This is a genomic window from Actinomycetospora sp. NBRC 106375, assembly GCF_030269665.1.
GTDB lineage: Bacteria > Actinomycetota > Actinomycetes > Mycobacteriales > Pseudonocardiaceae > Actinomycetospora.
Map to the genome: position 1 here is coordinate 152058 of NZ_BSTS01000008.1, position 25498 is coordinate 177555.

Annotated in this window: 19 protein-coding genes; 16 read left to right on the forward strand and 3 right to left on the reverse strand. The window is 76.6% G+C overall.

The features are described from left to right. The first annotated feature begins 104 nt into the window (after window positions 1-104). Window positions 105-1142, forward strand: a complete 1038-nt coding sequence (locus QSK03_RS15240) for a glycoside hydrolase family 183 protein (RefSeq protein WP_285653565.1) — start codon at window positions 105-107, stop codon at window positions 1140-1142. A gap of 1 nt (window position 1143) precedes the next feature. On the opposite strand, the gene QSK03_RS15245 is transcribed toward QSK03_RS15240, so the two are convergent. Together QSK03_RS15245 and QSK03_RS15250 are read right to left on the reverse strand one after the other, a co-directional pair. Next, the gene (locus QSK03_RS15245) at window positions 1144-2151 is read right to left on the reverse strand and encodes a class F sortase (protein ID WP_285653567.1); all 1008 of its coding nucleotides are present in this window, start codon (window positions 2149-2151) and stop codon (window positions 1144-1146) included. Between the two features lie 96 nt (window positions 2152-2247). After that, window positions 2248-2784, reverse strand: a complete 537-nt coding sequence (locus QSK03_RS15250) for a collagen-like triple helix repeat-containing protein (protein ID WP_285653569.1) — start codon at window positions 2782-2784, stop codon at window positions 2248-2250. Window positions 2785-2975: 191 nt separating this feature from the next. Between QSK03_RS15250 and QSK03_RS15255 the strand changes: the two genes are divergently transcribed. From QSK03_RS15255 to QSK03_RS15315, 13 genes are all read left to right on the forward strand, one after another. Continuing rightward, window positions 2976-4100 (forward strand): DUF5685 family protein, encoded by a 1125-nt coding sequence (locus tag QSK03_RS15255; protein ID WP_285653571.1) that lies wholly within the window; start codon window positions 2976-2978, stop codon window positions 4098-4100. 198 nt (window positions 4101-4298) lie between these two features. Next, window positions 4299-6236, forward strand: coding sequence for a Stk1 family PASTA domain-containing Ser/Thr kinase (pknB, locus tag QSK03_RS15260; protein WP_285653573.1), 1938 nt, complete (start codon window positions 4299-4301; stop codon window positions 6234-6236). Window positions 6237-6625: 389 nt separating this feature from the next. Further along, complete coding sequence (locus QSK03_RS15265; RefSeq protein WP_285653575.1) at window positions 6626-6970, forward strand: hypothetical protein; 345 nt, start codon at window positions 6626-6628, stop codon at window positions 6968-6970. Between the two features lie 189 nt (window positions 6971-7159). After that, the gene (locus QSK03_RS15270) at window positions 7160-9829 is read left to right on the forward strand and encodes an FHA domain-containing protein (RefSeq protein WP_285653577.1); all 2670 of its coding nucleotides are present in this window, start codon (window positions 7160-7162) and stop codon (window positions 9827-9829) included. Further along, a complete protein-coding gene (locus tag QSK03_RS15275; protein ID WP_285653579.1) occupies window positions 9826-11526 on the forward strand; it encodes a serine/threonine-protein kinase in 1701 nt (566 codons plus the stop codon). Before QSK03_RS15270 ends, QSK03_RS15275 begins: the two co-directional genes overlap by 4 nt. A gap of 225 nt (window positions 11527-11751) precedes the next feature. Continuing rightward, window positions 11752-13680 (forward strand): serine/threonine-protein kinase, encoded by a 1929-nt coding sequence (locus QSK03_RS15280; RefSeq protein WP_285653581.1) that lies wholly within the window; start codon window positions 11752-11754, stop codon window positions 13678-13680. Window positions 13681-13717: 37 nt separating this feature from the next. Further along, entirely contained in the window at window positions 13718-15760 is a 2043-nt protein-coding gene (locus QSK03_RS15285; protein WP_285653583.1) for a hypothetical protein, read from the forward strand. A 123-nt stretch (window positions 15761-15883) separates the two neighbouring features. Continuing rightward, window positions 15884-16462, forward strand: a complete 579-nt coding sequence (locus QSK03_RS15290; RefSeq protein ID WP_285653585.1) for a hypothetical protein — start codon at window positions 15884-15886, stop codon at window positions 16460-16462. Next, complete coding sequence (locus tag QSK03_RS15295; protein ID WP_285653587.1) at window positions 16462-18891, forward strand: ATP-binding cassette domain-containing protein; 2430 nt, start codon at window positions 16462-16464, stop codon at window positions 18889-18891. The genes QSK03_RS15290 and QSK03_RS15295 overlap by 1 nt, the downstream gene beginning before the upstream one ends. A gap of 93 nt (window positions 18892-18984) precedes the next feature. Further along, the gene (locus QSK03_RS15300) at window positions 18985-19371 is read left to right on the forward strand and encodes a hypothetical protein (protein ID WP_285653589.1); all 387 of its coding nucleotides are present in this window, start codon (window positions 18985-18987) and stop codon (window positions 19369-19371) included. An 82-nt stretch (window positions 19372-19453) separates the two neighbouring features. Beyond that, the gene (locus QSK03_RS15305; RefSeq protein WP_285653591.1) at window positions 19454-19942 is read left to right on the forward strand and encodes a DUF4190 domain-containing protein; all 489 of its coding nucleotides are present in this window, start codon (window positions 19454-19456) and stop codon (window positions 19940-19942) included. 82 nt (window positions 19943-20024) lie between these two features. After that, window positions 20025-20732, forward strand: a complete 708-nt coding sequence (locus QSK03_RS15310) for a TetR/AcrR family transcriptional regulator (protein WP_285653592.1) — start codon at window positions 20025-20027, stop codon at window positions 20730-20732. A gap of 20 nt (window positions 20733-20752) precedes the next feature. Continuing rightward, complete coding sequence (locus QSK03_RS15315; RefSeq protein ID WP_285653594.1) at window positions 20753-21337, forward strand: ASCH domain-containing protein; 585 nt, start codon at window positions 20753-20755, stop codon at window positions 21335-21337. Between the two features lie 58 nt (window positions 21338-21395). On the opposite strand, the gene QSK03_RS15320 is transcribed toward QSK03_RS15315, so the two are convergent. Then, window positions 21396-22685 carry an erythromycin esterase family protein gene (locus tag QSK03_RS15320; protein WP_285653596.1) on the reverse strand — a complete coding sequence of 430 codons (1290 nt, stop codon included), beginning with the start codon at window positions 22683-22685 and terminating at the stop codon, window positions 21396-21398. A 483-nt stretch (window positions 22686-23168) separates the two neighbouring features. Here QSK03_RS15320 and QSK03_RS15325 point away from each other — a divergent pair, with 483 nt between their 5' ends. After that, entirely contained in the window at window positions 23169-24374 is a 1206-nt protein-coding gene (locus tag QSK03_RS15325) for an acyl-CoA dehydrogenase family protein (protein ID WP_285653598.1), read from the forward strand. Continuing rightward, window positions 24371-25498, forward strand: a complete 1128-nt coding sequence (locus QSK03_RS15330; protein WP_285653600.1) for an acyl-CoA dehydrogenase family protein — start codon at window positions 24371-24373, stop codon at window positions 25496-25498. Before QSK03_RS15325 ends, QSK03_RS15330 begins: the two co-directional genes overlap by 4 nt.

A 25498-nucleotide genomic window follows, 5' to 3' on the forward strand; every position in this document is an offset into this window, starting at 1 on the left:
TGCCCACGGAGTCGTCGGTCGAGATCAGCTCGTTACGCCGGCGGGACGCGCCGGGTGGGAGGGATCGATTCCGTGCGGCCACCGGGAGCGGGTATCAACTCCGCATGCGCTATCTCGAGGTGACGAAGCTGCGGGATCTGACCGGGCCGGGCCACACCGACGAGTTCGGGGTCGGCGGCACCGACCTCGGCGCCGCCGCCCTGGCCCCGGACGGGCGCCTCGTCGCGGTCTTCGGCGACACCTTCGAGCGCGCCGGGGTCGGCGGTCCGGGATGGCGCTCGCCGGTGATCCTCTTCGCCGACCCGTCCTCGGTCACGAACGGCACCGGGCTGACGTGGACCGGGTCCGCCGGGCCGACGCACGGCTACGCCGACCAGGTCGTCGAGTACCACCACGGCTCCCGGGTCGGCGGCCGGTTCCTGGGCCTGGTCGGCGGTCTCAAGATCGGCACCGTGCTGCCGACCGACCTGATCACCGTCGGCGACACGATGTACCTGCACGTCATGGTCTGCCAGCAGCTCGGGACCGTGCACTGGACCGAGGTCCACCGCTCCACCGACAACGGCGTGACCTGGGAGCCCACCGACACCTGGTGGCCCGGCGACCACCTCGACGGGCACTTCCAGATGCTGACCTGGGAGCTGGGCCCCGACGGCTACGTCTACGCGCTGACCACGGGGTTCCAGCGCGACAAGGGCCTGCTCCTGCACCGGGTGCCGGCCGCGAAGCTGCTCGACGCCGCCGCGTGGGAGAGCTGGGGCTTCGCCGACGGCACGTGGGCCTGGGGCCGGCCCGCCACCCCCGTGCTGCCCGGTGCGTTCGGGGAGCTGTGCCTGCGACGCGTCGACGGCGAGTGGTGGCTGTGCGCGTTCGACGCCGGGAACTACCGCGTCGACCTGATCCCGCTCCCCGACGGTCCGACGACCAACCTCCACACCGCCGAGCGCCTCACCGTGATCGCCGGGTGCTGGTGGCACGACGAGGACCACGGCTGCGGACGCGTCGCCCAGCCCTACGGCGGCTACATCCTGCCCGGCTCGACGCCCGACGACTTCCAGCTCGTGATCAGCCAGTGGAACACCGAGACCAACTGGCCCTATCGCGCCATGCAGTTCCGCGCCCGGGTGCTGCAGAGCGCGTGACTCACCGCGGCACCTGGCGGGCGTAGACGACGGTGTTGTCGCGGTAGGAGCCCGCGCTGCGGTCGAAGCTCCCGCCGCAGGTGATCAGGCGCAGCTCGGGCCCGGGGGTCGGTCCGTAGACGCGGTCGGTGGGGAACGCGTCCTTCGGGTAGACGGCGACCTCGGTGACCTCGAACGTGACCGACGCGCCGTCGGCGCGGGCGACCTCGGCGCGGTCGCCGGGGCGCAGGCGCCCGATCTCGTAGAACACCGAGGGCCCGTTCGCGGCGGAGTCCACGTGCCCGATGATCACCGACGGCCCCTGACGGCCCGGGGCCACGGAGTAGCGGAACCACGCGGCGTGGTCGTAGCCGGGCGAGCCCTCGGCGGGCACCTCCATCGTGCGGTCCGGGTTCAGCCCGACCTGGTCGACCGGCGACGCCACGCGGATCGCGGGCACGGTCAGCGTCACCGGAGGCGACGACGACCCGAGCGCCTCCGCGGGCTCGGCCGCCCGCCCCGGCGGCGGGGACGCCAGCGACGGCGGGGGCGGCGGTCCGGCGGCGCCGGCCGCGGTGGCGACGGGTGCGGGCGGCGGACCGGTCTGGTGCGCGAGCGCCCAGCCCACCAGCGCGACCCCCAGCACCGCGAGCAGCGCCGCACCGACGACCAGCATCCGCCGCGCCCGGTCGGGGGCGGGTGCGGGTGTCGGCGCGGGCGCGGCCAGGTCGGGGACGGGCGCGGCCGGATCGTCGGCGGCGTCGGAGGAGGAGGCGGCGTCGGAGGCGGAGGAGGCGTCGGAGGAGGCGGCGTCGGCGTCGGCGTCGGCGTCGGAGATCACGAGCGCGTCATCCACCTCCGCGGCGCCCGCCGCGTGCATCACGCGCCCCTGATCTCCGGACACGGACCCGCCGCCGGACTCACCGCCGGAGTCCTTGGAGATCACGAGCGCGTCATCCACCTCCGCGGCGCCCGCCGCGTGCGTCACGCGCTCCTGATCTCCGGAGCCGTCGTCGGGTGCGGCGTCCACCGGCCCTCCTCCCGCCGCGCCGAGGCTACGCAGACAGCGACCCCGCACACCGCGTGGTGTGCGGGGTCGCCGCCGTCGTTCCCTGTCCGCGCGTGATCAGCTCTCCTGGCGGCGGCGACGGGCCGCCGCCGCACCGAGCGCGCCCGCACCCGCGAGGGCGAGCGCACCGGCGCCGATCATGCCCGCGTGCTCGATGCCCGAGGTCGAGCCGCCGCCGGTCTCGACGCCGCCGGACGGCGTCTGGCTGGCGCCACCACCGGAGCCACTGCCCGAGCCCGAGCCGCTGCCCGAGCCCGAGCCGCTGCCCGAGCCGTCGGCCCCGGCACCGCCGGCACCACCGGCACCACCCGCACCACCGGCACCGCCGGCACCGGCCTCACCGCCCGCACCCGGCTGCCCCTCGGCGCCCGGTTGACCCGGCGCTCCCGCCTGACCCGGAGCCCCGGCCTGACCCGGCGCCCCGGGCTGACCCGGCGCCCCCGCCTGACCCGGAGCGCCGGCCTGGCCCGCGGCACTGGGCTGGGCGGGCGGCGGCCCCTGCTGCGCCGCGTTCTGCGCACATCCGCCGAGAATCCCGAGACCCAGCGCCCCCAGCAGCACCGGGGCCGCGACCAGACGCGTCCTGCTGTTCACGTTCACGATGTCCTCCACCCGGTTCGTCGCGTTCACGTCCACCCCGACAACGGGCGTGACGCGGTCGGGGGAACCCTCCCGGGCTCACGGATTCACCACAGCCCCGAGCACCGCGATTGCGACGAACGGTTGTGCGCCACCTGCCGAACGGCATCGTGATCGACATCGTTGCGACCACTACCGTTCCCGCAGTGCTCGGCATCGTGCGGCCCTGCCGCCACCACCTCCCGGCGGACCTCCACCGACGCTGGATGGGCCACCTCTGCGGCACCTGTCTCGCGCTGCGGGACGGCCACGGCCAGCTCGCCCGCACCGCCACGAACGTCGACGCCCTGCTCGTCTCGGTGCTGACCGCCGCGCAGACCGCCGTCGACCCGACGACGCGCCGCGCCGGTCCGTGTCCGGCGCGCGGGATGCGGACCGCGACGGTCGTGTCCGGCGACGCCGCCCAGCTCGCCGCGCACGCGGCGCTGCTGCTCGCGGCCGGGCACCTCGCCGACCACGTCGACGACGGCCAGGGCGCCTTCCGCCACGGTCCGGTCGCCGCGGCGGGCCGACGGGTGGCGTCCCGGTGGAGCGACCGCGCCCGGGCCACGGCGCCGGCCGGGTTCGACCCGTCGGCGCTGCTCGCCGTGCCGTCCCGCCAGTACGCCGTCGAGCACGGCGGCGGCGCGGTCACCCTCGAGGACGCGACCGCCCCGACCGCCGACGCGGTCGCCGCCACCTTCGCCCACACCGCGGTGCTCGCCGGGCGTCCCGTCAACGCCGCGTCGCTGCACACCGCCGGCGCCGCGTTCGGCCGGCTCGCGCACCTGCTCGACGCGCTCGACGACCTCGACGACGACCGCCGCGACGGCCGCTGGAACCCCGTCGACGCGACCGGCGCCGGCGTCGGGGCCACGCGGGCGCTCGCGCGCCGGCAGGTCGCGACGCTCGCGGCCACCCTGCCGGACCTGGAGCTGTGCGGCGGTCCCGACGCCCGGCTCGCGCACCGCCTCCTGGTCCACGAGACCGACCGGGCGTTGGACCGCACGATCGGCCGGTCGGAGCAGCCGTCCACCGACCAACCGCCGCAGCCCGGCGACAGGCCACCGGTCCGTCCGCCGCGCGGGTTCTTCGCCGGCTGCGCCGCCGCGGTCGGCGTCTGCTGCGCCGGACAGATCTGCTGCTCCGAGGAGTTCACCGGGCCGTGGAGCGGTCAGCCGCGGTCGAGCCCCTGCCCCACCTGCATCGACTGCTCCTCGTGCGGCTGCGACTGCTGCGACTGCTGTGCCGACGGCGATAGCTGCTGCAGCTGTTGCGACTGCGGGAGCTGACCCCATCCGGCGTCACGGCGACCGACGAACGGACGAACTCGCGCGCCGAAGGGGCGACCCGCCGTTCCCCACCCGCTCCCGGCACGTTGGACCCGTCCGGGTGATGCTGACGCGCGACACGGTGCCGGGGGGCGCCGTGGCATCCGTCGGCCGTCCGGCCGCAGCGGGGTTCGTCAGGAGCGGAGGCTCGGGGAGCGCATGTCGCAGGCGACGGTGGTGGCGGGCCGCTACCAGCTCGGGCCGTCCCTGGGACGCGGCGGCATGGCCGACGTGCACGCGGGTCTCGACGTGCGTCTCGGCCGCGAGGTCGCGGTCAAGGTCCTGCGCGCCGACCTCGCCCGCGACCCGTCGTTCCGGCTGCGCTTCGAGCGCGAGGCCCAGAACGTCGCGGGCCTGAACCACCCCGGGATCGTCGCGGTCTACGACACCGGTGAGGTGCCCACCGAGCAGGTCGGGCTGCCGTTCATCGTCATGGAGTACGTCAGCGGTTCGACGCTGCGCGACATCCTGCGCGCCCACGGGCCGATGCCGCCCGAGCGCGCGTGCGCGGTGATGGCCGACGTCTGCGCGGCCCTGGGCTACAGCCACGAGCACGGTGTGGTGCACCGTGACGTCAAGCCCGCCAACATCATGATCACCCCGGGCGACGTGGTGAAGGTGATGGACTTCGGCATCGCCCGCGCCCTCACCGAGACCGGGCCCGCGCTGACGGGCGACATGGTCATCGGCACGGCCCAGTACCTCTCGCCCGAGCAGGGCCTCGGCCAGGAGGTCGACGCACGGGCCGACGTCTACGCCGCGGGCTGCGTGCTCTTCGAGCTCCTCACCGGCGAGCCCCCGTTCACCGGCGACAGCCCGGTCGCGATCGTCTACCAGCACGTGCGGGAGGACCCGCCGCTGCTCGAGACCCTCGCCCCGCCCGGTGTGGCGATCTCGAGCGAGCTCGAGGCCGTCGTCCGCCAGGCGATGGCCAAGAACCCCGAGAACCGGTACGCGACCGCGGCCGAGATGCGCGCGGACCTCTTGCGCGTCCTCGCCGGCGAGCGCCCCGACGCACCGGCGATCCTCGCCGAGCACGAGCGGGTCAGCGGCGAGGAGGAGGAGCCGACCGACCCGGGCCGGCGCTCCTGGCGCGGGCTCACCGGGTCGCAGCGGGTCGTGGACGTCGACGACGTCAGCAGCACCGCCGAGACCCGTCTGACCCCGGAGATCGCCCGCGGGACCCGGACCGGCGCCCACGCCGCGGCCACGCGCACCCGTCCGCGACGGCGCCTCGCGGTGATCGCCCTCGGGCTCGTCGCGGTGCTCGGTCTCGGCGGCTGGGGGCTCCTGGCCGGCGGCGACAGCGAGGTCCCGCAGCTCGTGGGCCTCACCCGCGACGACGCGGTCCGCGCGGTCACCGACGCCGGCCTCTCGCCGCTCGTCGTCCCCGTGCCCTCGGCCCCCGAGCAGCAGGACCACGTCCTCTCGGTGACGCCCGACGTGGGCGCGTCGGTCGACGAGGAGTCGCCGGTGACGCTGCGCATCGGCCGCGGCCCCGGACTGATCCAGGTCCCGCTGCTCGTCGGGCGCAGCCCGGAGGCCGCGCGGATCGCCGCGGAGGGCGCGGGCCTCGTGCTCACCCCCGTCCCGAAGCTGCGCGAGACCAGCGACCCGACCGAGGTCGGCCAGGTCGTCGGCCAGGACCCGGTGCCCGGCTCGCTGCGCCCGCCCGGCGGTGCGATCGAGCTGACCGTCGGGCAGCGGCGCGCGACCCTCCAGGTCCCCGACGTGACGGGGCGCTCGCGCGACTCGGCGGAGGCCACGCTCGAGGGCGTGGGCCTGGAGGTCTCGTTCCAGGAGGTCGACGGCGGCGGGGCCGCGGGCACCGTCGTCGCGCTGCGCCCGGGCGTCGGCACCTCGGTGCCGCGCGGCAGCACCGTCACCGTCGACGTCGTCCGCGCGGGTTCCACCCCCTCGTCGGGAGCACCGCCGTCCGGCGCCGCCGGGAACGGGGCGACCGGGACCGGGGGCGCCGCAGGCGGGGCCCAGGGCGGCGCGCAAGGCGGCGGTGCCGCGAACGACGGCACGGGCGCCGATGACGGCGGCGACGGCGGCGACGACGACGGCGGCGGGATCGGCGGCCTGTTCGGCTGACGGGCGCCGCGCCGGGAGGGCCACGCCGGAGCGAGGGACGCCCTCACTGCGTCGCACCTCGCCGGCGACGGACCGAAGGACGCCCTCTCTGCGTCGCGCGGCGCCGGAGCGAGGGACGCCCTCGCTGCGTCGCGCCTCGCCGAGCGCCGGAGCGAGGGACGCCTTCGCTGCGTCGCACCTCGCCCGTCACGGGCCGAGGGGCGCCCTCGCTGCGTCCCACGCAGCGAAGGACGCCCTCGCTCCACCCCCAACCACGCTCGCGCGCGCACTCGGCACGGAACGGCGCGGGCTGGAGTCCACCGGACGGCGCATCAAGAGCGGCCGCGTGCCCTCCGATGCAGAGGGTGACCGCACAGCGGCTCACGCACAGGCCCGTCGCACCGAGGGACGTGATCCAGATGTTCCGCCGCTCGACCTCCTCCGCCGCTCTCTCCGTCTCCCCCGAGGAGGAGGCACCGGAGTCCGTCGCGGGGGCCCGGCACACCCGCCGCGCGCAGCAGCAGCAGGCCAGCAACGAGGCGGCGCTCAAGGCGCGCCTCGAGCGCGTCCACCGGCGTCTCGCCGAGGTCGGTTCCGTGCAGGTCACGGGCCGTGTCCACGCCATCGACAACGACGCCGCCCGCCGCGACCCGCTGACGCGGCCGTTCGCCCTCCCCGACGGCGCGCCCATGCCGCGCCACCGCACGGCGACGCCGACGAAGCCCACGACGGCCGCGATGCCCCGACCCGCCTGAGCGGGCGGCGCACGCACCCGCCGACGCGGCGTCACTCCGGGTAGTACTGCGCCGCGATTATCGCGAACCCCCTGGTGAGTACTCCGCTCGCGAACACAGACTGTCACCTTCTCGGGCAACCGCGCCGAGGGAGGTGACGTCGCCGGGCCCGCAGCGCCCGGTCGCGAGGAGGTCGGCGGAGTGCACTCCGTGGAACCCGTGCCCCGGCCGGCGGCCGGGCGTCGAGCGGTCCGGGGCCGGCCGCTCACGGTGCCGCAGCTCGAGCTCACGCACGGTGACCAGCGCCTCGTCGTCCCGCCCGGGCAGAGCGTCACGATCGGCCGTGACGAGGCAGCCGGCTTCCAGGTCGTGCACCCCCTGGTCTCGCGGGTCCACGCCGAGCTGCGGGCGCTGCCCGGCGGGTGGGAGCTGATCGACCGCAGCCAGAACGGGGTGTTCGTCGCCAACGAGCGGCTGCAACAGCTCCGCCTGTCCCCCGGAGCGACGCCGCGCCTGACCCTCGCCTTCGGCCGCGGCGGGCCCGAGGTGTCGCTGGTGCTCCGCGCCGTCGCCGCCGACCCCGGCGCCCCGCCCGTGCCCATGGCGGCGCCGCTGACACCCCCGGACGCCCACCCGGGGCCGGTCCCCGCCGGAGCGACGCCGACCCCCGCGGCCGGCACCCCTGCCCCCGACCGCCCCGCGCCCGACCGCCCCGCCCCGTCCCCGGTCCGGCCCGCCGACGTCCCCGAGCTGTCGGGACCGAGCCGCCAGGGCCGGCTGTCGGCGGTGCACCGGCTGCCGTCGGCGCCCCCGACGACAGCCGGTGCTCCGGGGCCGGGCGCGCCCGGCGGCCCGGCCGGGAACGTCCCCGCCACACACGCCCCCGCCACACACGGCCGCATCCGGATCGGGCGCGCCGAGGACAACGACGTCGTGGTCGCGGACCTGCTCGTGTCCCGTCACCACGCCGAACTGGTCGGCGACGGCGCGGGCGGCTGGGAGCTGGTCGACCTCGGCAGCCCGAACGGCACCTACGTCGACGGGCAGCGGGTCCGCCGCGCGGTCCTGCGTCCCGGGATGCTCGTCGCGATCGGCCGCGCGTTGTTCCACCTGGACGGCAGCCCGGACGGATCCGTCCGGCTCGTCGAGCGCGAGGACGCCGGCGCGATCGCGTTCCGCGCGCAGGACCTCGTCGTCCGGACACCACAGGGACGCACCCTGCTCGACCGGGTCGGCTTCGCCCTGGAGGAGAACAGCCTGCTCGCGGTCGTCGGACCGTCCGGGGCCGGCAAGTCGACGCTGCTGCGCGCGCTGACCGGCTTCCGCCCCGCCGACGAGGGCGTGGTCACCTACGCCGACCGCGACCTGTACGCCGACTACGACGAGCTGCGCCAGCGCATCGGGCTCGTGCCCCAGGACGACATCCTCCACCCGCAGCTCACCGTGCGACGCGCGCTCGCCTACGCCGCGCGGCTGCGGTTCCCGTCGGACACCACCGCGGCGGAGCGGGACCGCCGCATCGACGAGGTGATCGGCGAGCTCGGCCTCACCGGCCAATCCGACCAACGCATCGACTCCCTGTCCGGCGGCCAACGCAAACGCACCAGCGTCGCCCTCGAACTGCTCACCCGCCCCTCCCTGCTCTTCCTCGACGAACCCACCAGCGGCCTCGACCCCGGCCTCGACAAGAGCGTCATGCGCACCCTGCGCAGCCTCGCCGACGACGGCCGCACCGTCGTCGTGGTCACCCACAACGTCGCCAACCTCGACGTCTGCGACCGCCTCCTGCTGCTGGCCCCCGGCGGCACCGTCGCCTACTTCGGGCCACCCCAGGAAGCCCTCGCCTACTTCGGCGTCACCGACTTCGCCGACCTGTTCCTGCTGCTCGAACAGCACCACCACACCGACTGGGCCGACCGCTACCGCCGCTCCTCGCTGGCCGAGCGCTACATCGGCACCGCGCCGCCGTCGCACGCACCCGTCGCCCGGGGTGCCTCGGCGCAGCCCGCGGCGTCGGCTCCGCCGCCGCGTCAGCAGTCGGCGCCCGCCCAGTTCGGGATCCTCGCGCGCCGCTACCTCGCGGTGATCGCCGCGGACCGCCAGTACACGATCTTCATGGCCGCGCTGCCGCTGGTGCTGGCGCTGCTGTCGCACGCGCTGCCCGTGGACACCGGGCTGTCGCTGTCCGAGCAGCTGCGCGGCGTCTCGGGCGCGCCGCAGAGCCTGCTCATGGTGTTCATCGTGGGCGCCGCGCTGATGGGGTCGGCCGCGTCGATCCGCGAGCTGGTGAAGGAACGCGAGATCTACCGCCGCGAGCGCGCGATCGGGCTGTCGCGGGCGGCGTACCTGCTGTCCAAGGTCGCGGTGCTCGCCGTGATCACCGGCCTGCAGGGCGTCGTCCTCGGCGTGCTCGGGATCCTCGGGCGCCCCGGGCCCGACCAGGCCGTCGCCCTCGGCGATCCCCGCCTCGAGATCCTCGTCGCGATCGCCGCGACCACCGTCGCGAGCATGGCCGTCGGGCTCGCCGTGTCGGCCTGGATCGACAACGCCGACCGCGGGATGCCGCTGCTGGTGCTCCTCGCGATGCTGCAGTTCATCCTGTCCAGCGCGCTGCTGCAGATCCAGGACAGCCCCGTCCTCGCGCAGCTGTCGTGGTTCGTGCCGGCGCGCTGGGGGTTCGCGCTCGGCGCGTCGACGATCGGCGTGCGCAGCGGACCGGGCACGCCGCCGCCCTACACCGACGCCGAACCGCTCTGGGAGCACACCGCCGGCACCTGGTGGTTCGACCTCGGCGCCCTCGCCGGCGTCACCGTCCTGTTCGTCGTCGTCACCGCGCTCCTGCTCCGCCGCCTCGACCCGCGGGCGCGGAGACCGCGATGACCGTCACCGCCTCCGGCCGCCACGCGCTCCCCGACACCACCACCGACACCACCACCGGCTCCGACGCCGGGGAGGTGTTCGGGCCCTACCGGCTCGGGGAGTGCCTCGGTCGGGGCCGGACGGGCGACGTCCACCGTGCCCACGACACCGGACGCGGACGGACCGTCGCGCTGAAGCGCCTGCCCGCGGGATCGGACGCCGACCGCTTCCACCGCGCCGCGCGCACGGCCGCCCGCCTGTCGTCGCCGCACGTCATCCCGATCCACGACTTCGGGACGATCGACGGGCGGCTCTACCTCGCCATGCGCCTCGTCCCCGGCACCGATCTCGCCACGGAGATCGACCGGGACGGCCCGCTGCGCCCGGGGCGGGTGGCGTCGATCGTGCGCCAGATCGCGGACGCGCTCGACGCCGCGCACGCCGACGGGCTCGTGCACGGCGGCCTCACGCCGTCGACCGTGCTGCTCGCCCGGCAGGCCGGGCGCGACGTCGTCTACCTCACCGACATCGGGATCGCCCGCGCCGTGCACGGTGACGGCGACGAGGGCCTCGATGACGTCAACGACCGCGCGCCGTCCGCCACCGCCGCCGCCGCCGGAACGTCCGCCGCGACGACGCCCGAGGACGCCACCGGCCACGGGTTCCGCCCGGGGAGCGACGTCCACGCGCTCGGCTGCCTGCTCGTCGAGGCGCTCAGCGGGCGCCCGGCGTTCCCCGGGGCGACCACGCCGCCGCGCGACGCCGCGCCGCCGCTGGTCACCGAGCGGGTCCCGGGGCTGCCCCCGGCGATCGACGCGGTGGTCGCCCGCGCGCTGGCCACCGCACCGGCCGACCGGTACGCCTCGGCGGGCGAGCTCGCGGAGGCGGCGTACCGCGCGCTCACGGGCGCGTCCGCCGCGAGCGCGCCCGCGGGACCGCCCGTGGTGACGCCGCCACGTGGGGCGCGCTACGTCGTCGTCCCCGACACCGCGCCCGGCCGGAACGGCACCGGGACCCACCAGCCGCTGATGCCGGCCGCGGTGCCGGGCCAGCGCTCGGCCCCGCCCGTCGTCGACCCCTCCCCGGCGCCGCCCCGTCCGATCGCGACGACCGCCCCGCCGCGACCGGCACGGCGGGCGCCGTCCCGGACGCCCCGGTGGATCGGCGGCGGGATCGTCGCCGCGGTCGTCGCCGTCCTGGGGCTGCTCACGGTCACCGGCGTCGTCGCCGGGGACGACCCCCATCCGCCGCCGACGGCCCCGCTCACCGCCCCCGCCCCGGACGGCGGGCTCGCCGCCGCGTTCCCCGACGTCGCCCGGCTCGGCGGGGCCTGCGCGCCGTACGCGCCGGGGTCCCAGGAGTACGCGACGTCGACCGGCGCGCGGCCGGTGGCGGTGATCCGCTGTGACCACGGCGCGGTCGTGCCGGGGACGTACGTCTACTACACGCAGTGGCCGACCGCGGCCGACGCCCGGCGGTGGCAGACCGACCAGGCAAGCGGCGGCCCGAGCCTGGACGGCCTCGCGACCTGGGTCGACGGCACCGGCGCGGCGCAGGGACCGCGGCACACCCGCGCGGCGACCGACGGCACCGTCTACACCACGGCGGCCTACGCCGATCGTCCGTACAGCTTCGACGTGATCGCCCGGGCGCTGGACGACGCGCACCGCGTGCTCCCGTCGATGGGCCTCCTGCCGGCCGCCCGGGTGCCGGCCTGAGCGGACCCCGTCCGGAGCCACGTGCCACCCCGACGTGGCTCTCCGACGACCGAGAGATCACCAAACGTGAGGGAACTCTGCGAAAAGTGTGAGAGCTATGGCCCTCACACACCGCGATCGCACATACTCTCGGTGACTTTCACCCCCGGGGGATCGACCTCCCGGAGCAGTGCCCCGACTGCCCGCTCGACCTCCTCCGCCGCACCCCGATCAGGAGAACGCCCCATGAGCACCGAGGCCCCCGGCCACTCGCCGTCGCCGTCGTCGGGCGAGCCGACGGAGACGTTCGGGCCGTACCGCCTCGAGGAGCGCATCGGGCGGGGCGGGATGGGCGAGGTGTTCCGCGCGTTCGACACCTCCCGTCAGCGCACGGTGGCGGTCAAGCGGCTGCACGGCGGGCTGGCCGACGACGGCGACTACCAGGAGCGCTTCCGCCGCGAGTCGCGCACGGCGGCGCGCCTCTCGTCGCCGCACGTCATCCCGATCCACGACTTCGGCACGATCGACGGGCGCCTCTACATCGACATGCGCCTGGTCTCCGGCGTCGACCTCGCCGAGGAGATCGAGCGCCACGGACGTCTCGAGCCCCGCCGCGCCGCCGAGATCGTCCGGCAGACCGCGGACGCCCTCGACGCCGCGCACGACGACGGGCTGATCCACCGCGACGTCAAGCCGTCCAACGTCCTGATCACCCAGCACCGCGGGCGCGACTTCGTCTACCTCGTCGACTTCGGCATCGTCCGCGCCATGGGCGGCGACACCAAGAGCTCGCTGACCGGCACCGGCTCGGCGATCGGCACGCTCGCCTACATGGCCCCCGAGCTGTTCGTGGGCCGCGACATGGACCGCCGTGTCGACGTCTACGCGCTGGGCTGCCTGCTCTTCGAGGCGATCGCCGGGCGCCCGCCCTTCGTCTCCGAGGGGCCGGGCCTCATGTACGACCACCTCAACGAGACGCCCCCGCGGCTCTCGGAGATCGCGCCGGGCTCGCCGCCCGCGCTCGACGAGGTGCTGGCGAAGGCGATGGCTAAGGACCCCGCCGCGCGCTACGCCACCGCCGGCGACTTCGCCGACGCCGCGGTGCGCGCCGTCGGCGGCGAGGTGTCCCCGACGACGACCGGACCGGCCGACGACGCGACGTCCCGGACCCCGAGCGTCGGCCCCGCGGCGGCGGGCCTGGCGGCAGGTGCCGCCGGTGCCGCCGGTGCCGCGGCGACCAGCGGCCCGCAGAGCGGCACGCCCACCCACGTCCCCGGTCCCCGCGCACCCTCGGGCCCGCAGGCCCAGCCGTGGACCCCCGCGGCCCCGACGGGACCCTCCGGACCCCCGTCCCCGTTCGGCTCGCCCCAGGGCTCCGGCCCGCAGGGCACGCCGGCGTGGGGTCAGGGCGCGCCCGGCCAGAGCGGGCCGCAGGGCTTCGCCCAGGGCTACCCGGGCACGGCGCCCTACGGCCAGGGGTACGGCCCGGCGGGCACCGGACAGTTCCCGCCGCCGGGCGGCAGCGGGCCGCAGGCCGGCTGGTACGGCCAGCCGCCGCAGCCCCCGAAGGGCGGCAAGGGCAAGGTCGTCGCGATCGTCGCCGGCGTCGTCGTGCTGCTGCTCGTCGTCGCCGTCGGCGCGGTCGTGCTGCTCAACCAGGGCAGCTCGCCGACGCCGGCCGCCCCGCCGGTCAACCCCGGCCCCCAGACCTCGCAGCCGCAGGCCTCGACGACACCGGCCGTCCCCGCCGGGCAGCCCGCGCTCTCGCAGGTCTTCCCGGACGTGGCGACGTCGAACTGCCGCCCGTCCACATCGGCGGACCAGCTGACCACCAGCACCGGCGTGAACCCCACCGAGGCCTACGTCTGCGACTTCTCCAGCGCGGCCCCCGGCGCACGGGTGATCTTCGCGCGCTGGCCGGACTCCTCGGGCGCCCAGTCCTGGTACAACGACACCGCCGCCCTCGGACCGCGCATCGAGAACTTCGACGTCTGGCAGTCCGGCGGGGTCGAGCAGGGACCGCTCTACACGGCGCAGTCCAACGGCACCGTCTACTCCACCGGCATCTACAACGGCCTGCCCTACAGCTGGGAGATCCGGACGACGACGCTGGACCAGTCGAACACGGTCTTCGAGCGGGTGCAGTTCCGGGCCCGGACGACCTTCGGCGGCTGACGCCCGACCCCTGACGGCACCAGGACGGGACGGCCCTGTGACGGAGGGGACCGGCGGGACGCCGGGGAGCGACGGCGAGTCGCTCTCCGGCGGGCACTACCGGCTCGGCGCGGCCCGTTCCGGGCTCGTCCGCTCGGCCCGCGACACGTGGGACGATCGGGACGTCGTCGCGGTCGCGCTCGCCCCGGACGGCGGGTCGCCGGACCCCGGTGCCCTGACCCGCGTCGCCCGGGACGTCCGGCGCGGCGGGGAGCACCCGCACCCCGGTCTCGCGCCGGTGCTCGACGTCGCCGCGGGCGCCGACCGCAGGCTGTGGCTCGTCCACGAGGTGCCGGCGGGCGCCCGCGGGCTCGCCGCCCTCGACCCGGTGCCCGCCGACCGGCTGCTGGGGTACGCGCTGGTGCTCGCCGGGGCACTCCGGGCGGCCCACGCGGCGCGGCTGGTGCACGGCCGTATCGGGGCGGACGTCGTGCTGGTCGGGGCTGCGGGGTCGGACGGGTCGGACGGCGCGGGGATCCGGCTGCTCGGCGCGCCGTCGGGGACGCGCCCGGACGACCGCCCCGGCGCCGAGGACGACGACGCCCGCGCCCTGGCCGCGACCCTCGCCGCGGTGCCCGTGGTCGATGCCGACGACGACACGGCCGAGCGCCTCGCCGCCGTGCTCACCCGCGCCGCGCAGGCCCGCCCGGAGACCGCCGGCGGGCTCGCGACCGCGCTGCAGGAGGACCTGCACGCGCTCGAGGGATCGCCCCCGGACGGCGCGGCGACCCCCGCGGAGCCCGCCGGGCGACCCACGGACACAGGTGACGGTGAGCCCGCGATCCGGCGCACCGAGGTCATCAGCACCGCGGCGGTCACGGGCGCCTGGTCGCCGACCCGTCCCGAGCCCTTCGGCGCGCCGCCCACGGACGCCCGTCCCACGACCCGCGTCGGTGTCCTGGCCTCCCCTTCGGCCGGCCCGGCTCCCGCCGCGCCGGCGCCCCGCTCCCCGGCTGGCGGCCCGCCCGCGGGGCCCGCGTCGGCCCCGCCCCGCGCTCCCCTCTCACCGCGCCCACCGCACCCACCGGGCCCGCCACACCCGCCCCACCCACCGGGCCCGTCGACCCCGCCGCCCGCCCGCTCCCGGCGCGGCCTGGTCGTCGTCGCGGTGGTGGCCGTCCTCGTGCTCCTCGCCGGCGTGGTCGCGGCGGCACTGTCGTTCCGCGGCGGCGGCACGGATGACACGGGCGGCACGGGCGGGGCGGCGGGTGCGGGCGACCGGGTCGTCCCCGCCGTGATCGGCGACGCCCGCACCGTCGAGCCGTGCGCCGTGACGGACCCCGCCGCGATCAGCGGGACCGCACGGGTCGTGCCCGATCTCGGCAGCCCCGCCGCGTGCACCGTCCTCGCCGCGGTCCCGGGCGGGGACGTCGTGGTCGTCGCGACGCTCGAGCCGGTCGCCACCGCGGTCACCGAGGGGCGGGAGGAGCGGGTCGGGAGCCTGGTCGTCCGGCGGTCCGCCCCGCGGGACGGGATCTGCTCCCGCACGGTCGTGACCACCGAAGGGGTGCAGGTCGCCGTCGACGCGGCCCCGGCCTCCGGGTCGTCCGCCGACCCGTGCGCGTCCGCCGACGCCGCGACCGACGCGACGGTCCGGACGCTGCTCGCCGGCGCACCCCTGCCCCGCCGCGCCACGGCCGACCCGCCGGCGGCCCTGACCACGGTCGACGCGTGCGCCCTGCTCGACCCCGACGACCTCGAGGCCGTGCCCGGCCTCGACGCCGCCCGCGTCGCCCCGGGTGTCGGCGGCTGGTCGTGCCGCTGGGGCTCCGAACCGGGGGCGGGAGGCACCGTCGCCGAGGTCGCCGTCGAGCGACGCCGCACCTTCACCGCGACGGCGGACGTCGGCGGCCGGCCCGCGACGGTCACCGACCGCCGCGACTCGTGCGACGTGGCGGTCGCCCAGCGGGCGTACACGGCGGTCGACGGCTCGCCGCGGGTCGAGCTGCTGGAGGTCTCCGTCCACGGGCCGCCCGAGGACCGCTGCGCGGCCGCGACCGGCCTCGCCGCGGCGGCGGTGCCCCGGCTCCCGGCGCCGTGACGTCGAAGAGTGCGCCGAGGGGGTGCGCTCGCGATCGAGATGGCCGAGACTGCCGCGGGACCCGACCGAGGAGGCCGACATGACGAGCACCGCGCCGCTGCTGTGGCGCCCGGGGTCGGGACGATGACGGCGTCGACGGCCACCGCGGACACGGTGGACACCACGACCGGCGCCGCCCCGTCGAAGGGTCCGTGGATCGCGAGCGTCGCCCTGGCCGTCGCCATCGTCGTCGCGGCGGGTCTCGCGGTCGTGACGCTCGTCCGGGAGCCCGCGGGGTCGGCCGCCGCGCCGGCCGCGACCCAGGACCAGCCGGTCGCGGCGCCCCTGCCCCAGGCCCCGCCGCTCCAGGGCACCGGGAACCCGGCGCCGCCCCAGGTCCCGGTCGGGCAGCCCGCCGTCACCGACACCACCGGTCGTGCGCTCCCCGCCGCGGTGGCCACCGGCGTCGGCGGCCTCTACACCGCCCTCGGGACGGGCGACCTGCCCGGCGTGCAGTCGCGTTACCGGCCCGCCGCCGCGTTCGACGCGGCACCGTGGTCCCAGGTGGCGCCGCTGCTCACCACCGCCCCCAACCGCGAGCAGCTCCTCGCGGCCCTGCGTGAGCCACCCCAGCGCCGCTCCGGCATCTACCGCTACGCCGCGAACGGGGCCGTGGTCGGCGTCGACGCCCAGGGCCGGATGGCCTTCATGCTCCTGCCCTGATGGGAGCCCCGGACCACCTCGCCCGCCCCGGTACCCCCGCCACCGGTCCCCTCGAGGTGCGCGCGGGCGGGCAGCGGCGGACCGTCCCGCCGGGCGGCACGCTGGGTGTCGGCCGCGACGAGGCGTCCGACCTGCAGGTCATCGGTCCGCGCGTCTCCCGCGAGCACCTGCGGATCCGGGCCACGCCCGAGGGCTGGCAGCTGGTCGACCGCAGCCGCAACGGGTCGTTCGCCTTCGGGCGGCCGTTCCGCGAGATGATCCTGACGGGCCCGGTCGCCGTGCGCCTCGGCGATCCCGCGGCCGGCCCCGAGGTGCACCTCGCCGTCCTGACGCCCCCGTCGCCGACCCCCGAGCCGGCGGCCGGCCCGCACGGCACGGCCGTCGTCCCGGCCGCCGCGCGGTCGTCGGCGCAGGGCCGCCTCTCCGCGGTGCACCAGCTCGCGACCACGCCGGCGCCCGGCCGCAGCACGTCGCCGCGCGTGCGGATCGGCCGCGCGGACGACAACGACGTCGTGGTCGCCGACCTGCTGGTCTCCCGGCACCACGCCGAGCTCGTCCGCCGCCCCGACGGCGGGTGGGACATCGTCGACCTCGGCAGCCCCAACGGCACGTTCGTCGACGGGGCCCGGGTGCGGCGGGCACCGGTGTCGTCGACGTCGGTGGTCGGCATCGGGCACGCCCTGTTCCACCTCGAGGGTGACCGGCTGGTCGAGCACGTCGACACCGGCGACATCGGCTTCCGCGCCGACGGGCTCGTCGTGCGCGAGGGCGACAAGACGCTGCTCTCCGGGGTCGGGTTCTCCCTCGCCCAGCGCAGCCTCCTGGCCGTCGTCGGACCGTCCGGGGCCGGCAAGTCGACATTGCTGCGCGCGCTGACCGGCTTCCGGCCCGCCGACGAGGGCGTCGTCGAGTACGCGGGACGGGACCTCTACGGCGAGTACGACGAGCTCCGCCAGCGCATCGGGCTCGTGCCCCAGGACGACATCCTGCATCCCCAGCTTACGGTGCGCCGGGCCCTGGCGTACGCGGCCCGGCTGCGCTTCCCCACCGACGTGTCGGCCGCCGACCGCGACCGCCGCATCGACGACGTGATCGGCGAGCTCGGCCTCACCGGCCAATCCGACCAACGCATCGACTCCCTGTCCGGCGGCCAACGCAAACGCACCAGCGTCGCCCTCGAACTGCTCACCCGCCCCTCCCTGCTCTTCCTCGATGAACCCACCAGCGGCCTCGACCCCGGCCTCGACAAGAGCGTCATGCGCACCCTGCGCAGCCTCGCCGACGACGGCCGCACCGTCGTCGTGGTCACCCACAACGTCGCCAACCTCGACGCCTGCGACCGCCTCCTGCTGCTCGCCCCCGGCGGCACCGTCGCCTACTTCGGCCCACCCCAGGAAGCCCTCGCCTACTTCGGCGTCACCGACTTCGCCGACCTGTTCCTGCTGCTCGAACAGCACCACCACACCGACTGGGCCGACCGCTACCGCCGCTCGCCCCAGTGGGCGCGCTACGTCGGCGCGCCCGACGCCCGCCGCGGGCGTCCCGTCCCGACCGCCCCGAACCAGGCGCCGCGCCAGCAGCCGGTGCTCTCGCAGTTCGCGGTGCTGTGCCGGCGCTACCTCGCCGTGGTGCTGGCCGACCGCCAGTACACGATCTTCATGGCGGCGCTGCCGCTGCTGCTGGCCGTGCTCACCCACGCCCTGCCCGGGGACACGGGGCTGTCCCAGGCCGCGCAGGCGCGCGGGACGCCCGGCTCGCCGAACAGCCTGCTGCTGGTGTTCGTCGTCGGCGCCGCGCTGATGGGGTCGGCGGCGTCGATCCGCGAGGTCGTCAAGGAACGCGAGATCTACCGCCGCGAGCGGGCGATCGGGCTCTCGCGCGGGGCCTACCTCTTCTCCAAGCTCAGCGTGCTGATCGCGATCACCGGCGTGCAGGCCGTGCTGCTCGGCGTGCTGGGGATGCTCGGCAGGCCGGCACCCGACGAGGCGGTGCTGCTCGGCTCGGGCACGCTCGAGATCGTCGTCGCGCTGGTCGGCGTCGCCGTCGCGAGCATGGCCCTGGGGCTCGCGGTGTCCGCGGCCATCACCAACGCCGACCGCGGGATGCCGCTGCTCGTGCTGCTCGCGATGCTGCAGTTCATCCTGTCCAGCGCGCTGCTGCAGATCCAGGGCAGCCCCGTCCTGGCGCAGCTGTCGTGGCTGGTCCCGGCCCGGTGGGGGTTCGCGCTCGGCGCGTCGACCATCGGCCTGCCGAGCGGACCCGGCCTGCCGACGCCGTACCGCGAGCACGACCCGTTGTGGGACCACGACGCCGCCACCTGGCTGCTCGACCTCGGCGCGCTCGCCGCCCTGGTCGTGCTCTTCGCGGTGGCGACCGCGGTGCTGCTGCGCCGCGTCGAGCCCATCCGCCGCCGCCGGCGCGCGGGCTAGGGACGCTGCCAGAGTTCCCTCAGGAACATCCGTGGCCCCCCGCGCCGTCCCAGGGTCGTCCGCACCGACCACTCCGGCGAGGGAGACCCCGAGATGACCAGCCCCGGTACCTACACCACCAGCGACGGCGCGACGTTCGGCGCCGACGGCGGACTCCTCTCGGAGCCGGCGGGCACGCCCACCATGACCTCGTTCGACGAGGACCGCGACGGCTACTACGAGACCTCGGCCACCGACGCCGACGGCGACGGGTACGCCGAGACGGCGTCGGCCGACCGGAACCACGACGGCTTCGACGAGTACGCCGTCTCTGACCACGACCACGACGGCAAGGTCGACGAGGTCGTCCTCGACACCGACGCGGACGGCTACGGCGACGCGGCCGTCACCGACGGCGCGCCCTACGGCGACCACGGCCCGGTCGCGGTCGCGGACACCGACGGCGACACCTACGCCGACGTCGTCATCCCGCTCCCCTGACGCACGCCCCTGACGCACACCCCGGCGTCACGTCGCGCCGGGAATCGCCCGAAACCACCGACCCGACCTCTAGGATCCACTCGTGAGCTCGCCGTGGGAACCGCCGCGTGATCCGCAGTACCCGCAGCCCTACGGCTCGACGGAGGGCCCGGGCGGCGGACTGACGCCCTACTCCGACCCGTACGGCCCCTCGCCGTACGGCGCGCCGTACCAGCAGCCCTACGGCGCGCCGTACGAGCAGCCGTACGGGTCCGGCCCGTCCTCGCCGATGCCGTACCCCGGGGCGCCCGGCGCGCCGGGCCCCTACGGTGCCTACGGCTACCAGCCGAGCCCGCCCGCGTCCGGCCTCGCCATCGCCGCGCTCGTCTGCGGCATCCTCGGCTTCTTCACCGCCGGCATCACCTCGATCCCTGCGGTCATCTGCGGGCACCTCGCCTGGCCGGACACGAGCAACGGGCACTACACGGGCCACGGCATGACGATCGCGGGGCTCGTCCTGGGCTACATCCCGATCGTCGGCTGGATCGTGTTCTGGCTGTTCGTCGTCGTCCTCGGCGCCGCGAGCGTCTGAGCGGGCCTGAGAGGTCCTCCACAGGGACGGTTCGCCGCGCGCGGGACCGGTTACCGTAGCTGAAGGTTCAGCGACTGCAGAGTTGCGGACACCGAAGCGATTTCCCTCCGCGAGCCAGGAGGTCCTCCTGACCACGAGCGGCACCCCGGCTCCCGCGCGCACCGGGCTGCGGGAGCGCAAGAAGGCCGCGACGCGCGAGGCGCTGCGCGCGGCGGCGGTCCGGCTCGGGCGTGAGCACGGCCCGGACGGCGTCACGGTCGAGGCCGTCTGCGCCGAGGTCGACGTCTCGCCGCGCACGTTCTTCAACCACTTCGCGAGCAAGGACGACGCGTTCTTCGGCACGGGGCCCGAGGCGGCCGGCGACCTCACCGCGGCCGTCGTCGCCCGCCCGGCCGCGGAGGAGCCGCTCGACGCCGTGGCCGCGGTCCTCGGCGACGTCCTCGACACCGCCACCGGGTCCGGGATCTGGCACGAACAGCTCCTGCTGCTGCGCGAGCACCCCGAGCTCCTCGGGCGGATGCACGCCGCCACCCGGGAGACCGAGGCCGCGCTCGCCGAGGGCGTCGCCGGACGGACCGGACGCACCGCGGCCGACCCGTACGTGCTCACCGTCGCGGCGGCGGCCATGACGGCGGTGCGGGTGGCCGTGGGTCTCTGGCTCGACGCACCCGGCGGCACGGCGCGCGACCGCCTCGGCGACGTGATCGCCCACCTGCGCGACGGCCTGACCCCGCCTGACCACCCCGGAACCGCCACCGCGCGTCGGGGCGGCGCGTACGGCGGGGCCTGACGTCGTGGGAACCTGACCGCGTGCTGTTCGCGCTGCGCTTCGCCGGGCCCATCGCGCGCGGCGAGGTCGACCTGACGTTCCGGCGCTGGCGCCGCGCCCAGGTCCGCCCGGGCCGGCTCTACCGGACGCCGGTGGGCCGGTTGCAGGTCGACGAGGTCGACGTCGTCGAGCCCGGCGACCTGACCCCCGACGACGCCCGCCGCGCCGGCTTCCCCTCGGTGGACGCGGCGCTCGCCGAGGCGGACCGGCACGCGGCGCCCGACGCGTTGCTGTTCCGCGTGCGCTTCCACCCGCTCGACGAGCCCGACCCGCGCGCCGAGCTCGCCGCGTCCGTGCCCGACGGCGACGACCTCGCCGCCGTGTGCCGGCGGCTCGACGCGATGGACGCGCGCAGCGGCCACGGGCCCTGGGCCTGGTCGACGCTCGCGACGATCGGCGAACGTCCCGGGGTGCGCGCGCCCGACCTCGCCGCGTCGTTCGGCCGCGAGACCGCCCCGTTCAAGGCCGACGTCCGACGGCTCAAGGCGCTGGGTCTGACCCACTCGCTGGCGGTCGGCTACGAGCTCTCGCCGCGCGGGCGGGCGGTGCTCGCCGCGCGGGAGTGACAGGGCCCCACGCCATCACCCCGGTGCTCTCGGTGACGTCCCGGTCGACCGGGAGCGCTCAGCGCACCCAGCACGGGTGCACCGTGCGCACCACGGCGAACCCGTCCAGCTCGCTCCCCGGCACGCACGGCACGAGCGCCGTCGCGGGCGCGGCGGGCGAGACCTCGTCCCCGACCGAGCGCCGCGACGCCGTCGCCGCGGCCCAGGCGGTGACCGCGGCGGGGGTGCCGGCGTCCTCGAGGGCACCGAGGTCGAGGGCGAGGTCGGGGGCGGGCGTGGCGGATGCGACGGACGCGGCGAGCAGGTCGGCCTCCAGCGCACCGACCGGCGGGGCGGGGAGCCGGTGCACCGAGGGGGTGCGGGCACGACCGGTGAACCGGCGCCGGCGGACCGCGCGCGTCCGGCCCTCCCCCGCCGAGAGCACCAGGGCGCGGTAGCGGTCGCCGAAGCGCTCACGCAGGTGCGCACCGAGCGTCGGGGCGTCCCCGCCCGACCCGTCCCGCACGACGACGTGATCGGCGTGGGCCCAGAGCACCACGCGCTCGTCGGGCCCGCCCGCGTCGAGCGCCTCGACCACGGCGTCGGCCATCAGCCGGCCCGCCACCGCGTCCGCCTCGCCGGGCGGTGCGGCCGCGAGCTCGGCGGCCCGCGCGAGGTACCCGGCGTGCCGGACGGCCTCGTCGTGCTGCCGCGCCGAGGTCGCGGCGATCAGCGCCGGCACGTCCTGCCCCAGCCGCTCCCGCACGCGGTCGACCGCGCGGCGGGTGGCCTGGTCGCCGTGCCCCAGCGTGAGGTCGGCCAGGGCGTCGCGCACCGAGGGCAGCACGTCCGGGGCCGCGGTGCGCAGGAACCGGCCCACGACCTGCACGGCCGTGGCCGGGCGCCGCGGGTCGACGCCGACGACGCGGAGCGTCCCGTGGCCCGGCTCGCCGGCTAGGTCGCGGACGACGTCGAGCACCTCGCGGGTGTTCCAGCTCCAGGACCCGAGCGCCTCGAGCGCCGCGCCCGGGGAGCCCGTCCCGCCGCGCACGTGGTCGTCGACCAGCGACGCGCCCGACTCGCTGGCCTGGAGGGCGAGCGTGTGCACGCCGCCGTCGGCGACGAGGCCGTCGAGCACCCGGTGCGCCAGGCGCGGGAGCTCCCGCGTACCCACCACGGCCGGCCCGAGCGCCACCACCCGCGCGCCGGACGCCGCCCGCACCCACCCGCCCACCCCGTCGTGGGGGCGCTCGTCGGGCACCGGGGAGTCCTCGTCGGCCGTCTGCTCGACCAGCTCGTCGGGGGCCGCGAGCGGCCGGGCGTGCCCGGCGAGCCAGCGCGTCACCTCACCACCGCTGCCGTCGGTCACGGCGAGCACCCTGACAGGTCGTCACGCGGACAGCGGCAGCGCCTCCTCGACCGGTGCGGCGACCGTGCCGTCGTAGACGCGCGTGATCGCCTCGCACCAGGTCGGGGCGGTGAAGCGCGCGTGGAAGGACGCGCTCGCGCGCCGGCGCAGCCCCGTGCCGGCGGCCGTGATCGTGGCGATCCCGGCCCGCAGCTCGCCGGTGGTCGGCGAGGCCGCGGTGACGACGCCGAGGTCGTGCGCGGCGACGTCGTCGGCGGCAGAACGCGCTGGTCCTCGCCGGATGGACGGTGCTGCGGGTGACCTGGCACGACCTCGAGGGCGAGCCCGACGCCGTCCTCGCGATGATCACCGAGGCGGTGGCGTCGGCGGCATGATCCGCCGCGGTGCTCCGGGAGGTCGACGACACGGCCCCGGCGGAGCACCCGGGGCGATCACCACCCTTCTCGTCTCGACAGGGGCCGATCGGCGACGGAGGGTGCAGGGGTGACGTCCACCGACACCCCACCGGACCTCGGCGCCGAGGACCTCGCCGCGCGCGTCGAGGCCTTCCTCGCCGAGCACGATCCGTCGACCACCGAGCCGTCCGAGTTCCTGCGCGAGCGTTTCGCCGCCGGCCTCGCCTGGGTCCACTACCCCGCCGGCCTCGGCGGCCTGGGCGCGGCGAACGGCCTGCAGACCGCGGTCGACGCCGCGTTCGCCGAGGCCGGCGCACCGGAGAACCGGCCGCGCCTCAACGTCATCGGGCTCGGCATGGCCGCCCCGACGATCCTGCGCTTCGGCACCGAGTCCCAGCACCGGCGCTGGCTGCCGTCGCTGTGGACCGGCGAGGACATCTGGTGCCAGCTCTTCAGCGAGCCCGGCGCGGGGTCCGACCTCGCGGGCCTGGCCACCAGCGCGGTCCGCGACGGGGACGAGTGGGTGGTCAACGGCCAGAAGGTGTGGACGTCGATGGCCCACCACGCGCGCTGGGGCATCCTCGTCGCCCGCACCGACCCGTCGGCGCCCAAGCACCGCGGGCTGTCCTACTTCGTGGTGGACATGCAGGCGCCGGGCGTCGAGGTCCGCGGCCTGCGCCAGATCACGGGCGAGGCCGAGTTCAACGAGGTCTTCCTGACCGACGTGCGCATCCCCGACGACCAGCGCCTCGGCGAGGTCGGGCAGGGCTGGGCCGTCGCGCAGTACACGCTGATGAACGAGCGCGTGGCGATCGGCGGGGGCACGCTGCCCCGCGAGAGCGGCGCGGTCGGCCCCCTCGCGGCGCGCTGGCGCGAGCACCCCGAGGCGCACACTCCCGGCCTGCACGACCGGATGCTGCGGCTCTGGGTGCAGACCGAGGCGGCGCGGCTGACCGCCGAGCGCCTGGGCCAGCAGCAGGCCGCGGGCCAGCCCGGCCCCGAGGGGTCCGGCGTGAAGATCACCTACGCGCGGCTGAACCAGGAGTGCTCGTCGCTCGAGCTGGAGCTCCGGGGCGAGGACGGCCTGCGCTACCCCGACTACACCGAGCGGCGTCCCGAGGTCGAGGACTACGGCCGCCGCGACGCCGCGTGGCGCTACCTGCGCTTCCGCGCCAACTCGATCGAGGGCGGCACGTCGGAGATCCTGCGCAACGTCGTCGCCGAGCGCGTGCTCGGCCTGCCCGCCGAGGCCCGCGCCGACAAGGACGTCCCGTGGAAGGACCTGCCCCGATGAGCGCTGCAGCACCGACCCCGAGCACTCCGGAGACCGGCGACCTCCTCTACTCCGACGTCGAGGAGGACCTGCGCGCGAGCGTCCGCGCGCTCGTCGAGAAGCAGGCGCCCTGGGACGTCGTCCTCGCCCGCACCGACACCGAGGAACCGGTCGACACCGACCTCTGGAAGCGGCTCACGCAGGAGATCGGCGTCGCCGGGCTCGCCGTGCCCGAGGAGCGCGGCGGCGCGGGCGCGTCGTGGCGCGAGGTGGCCGTCGTCGCCGAGGAGCTGGGCCGCGCGGTCGCGCCCGTGCCCTTCCTCGGCACGGTCGTCGCGACGGCGCTGCTGCTCGGTACGGGTGAGGACGAGCTGCTCGCGGCCGTCGCCGCGGGCGAGCGCACCGCGGCCGTCGCGGTCGGCGCCACCCGCGGGCCGGGGCGGCCGGTACCGGTGACCGTCGAACGCCAGGGCGGGGGCGACCTGCTGCAGGGCACCGTCACGGCGGTGATCGACGCCGTCACGGCCGACGTCCTGCTCGTGCCGGTCTCGGGCACCGAGATCGCGGTCGTGGAGGCTGGTGTCGACGGTGGCGGGGACGGCGTCACGCGCACCACCGCCGAGTCGCTGGACATGACCCGCCGGCTCACCGACGTGACCTTCGACGGCGCGCCGGCGCGGATCGTCGCCGGCGCCGACGTCGAGCACGCCCTGCGGATCGGGGCCGCGGTCCTCGCCTCCGAGCAGCTGGGCCTCGCCGAGCGCTGCCTCGCCGACACCGTCGCCTACCTGCGCGAACGGCACCAGTTCGGGCGGGCGCTGGCGTCCTACCAGGCGCTCAAGCACCGGCTCGCGGATCTCTGGGTGGCGATCACCCAGGCCCGCGCGACGGCCCGCTACGCGGCGCGGTGCGCCGCCGACGGCTCGCCGGACCTGCCGGTCGCCGCCGCGGTCGCGGCGGCCCACGGCTCCGAGGTCGCCCTGCTCGCGGCCGAGGACTCCCTGCAGCTCCACGGCGGCATCGGGTTCACCTGGGAGCACCCGGCGCACCTGTTCCTCAAGCGCGCCCGCGCCGAGGCCCTGCTGCTGGGGTCGGCCGATCACCACCGCGCCGTGCTGGCCGAGCTGGTCGACCTGCCGGCCTGA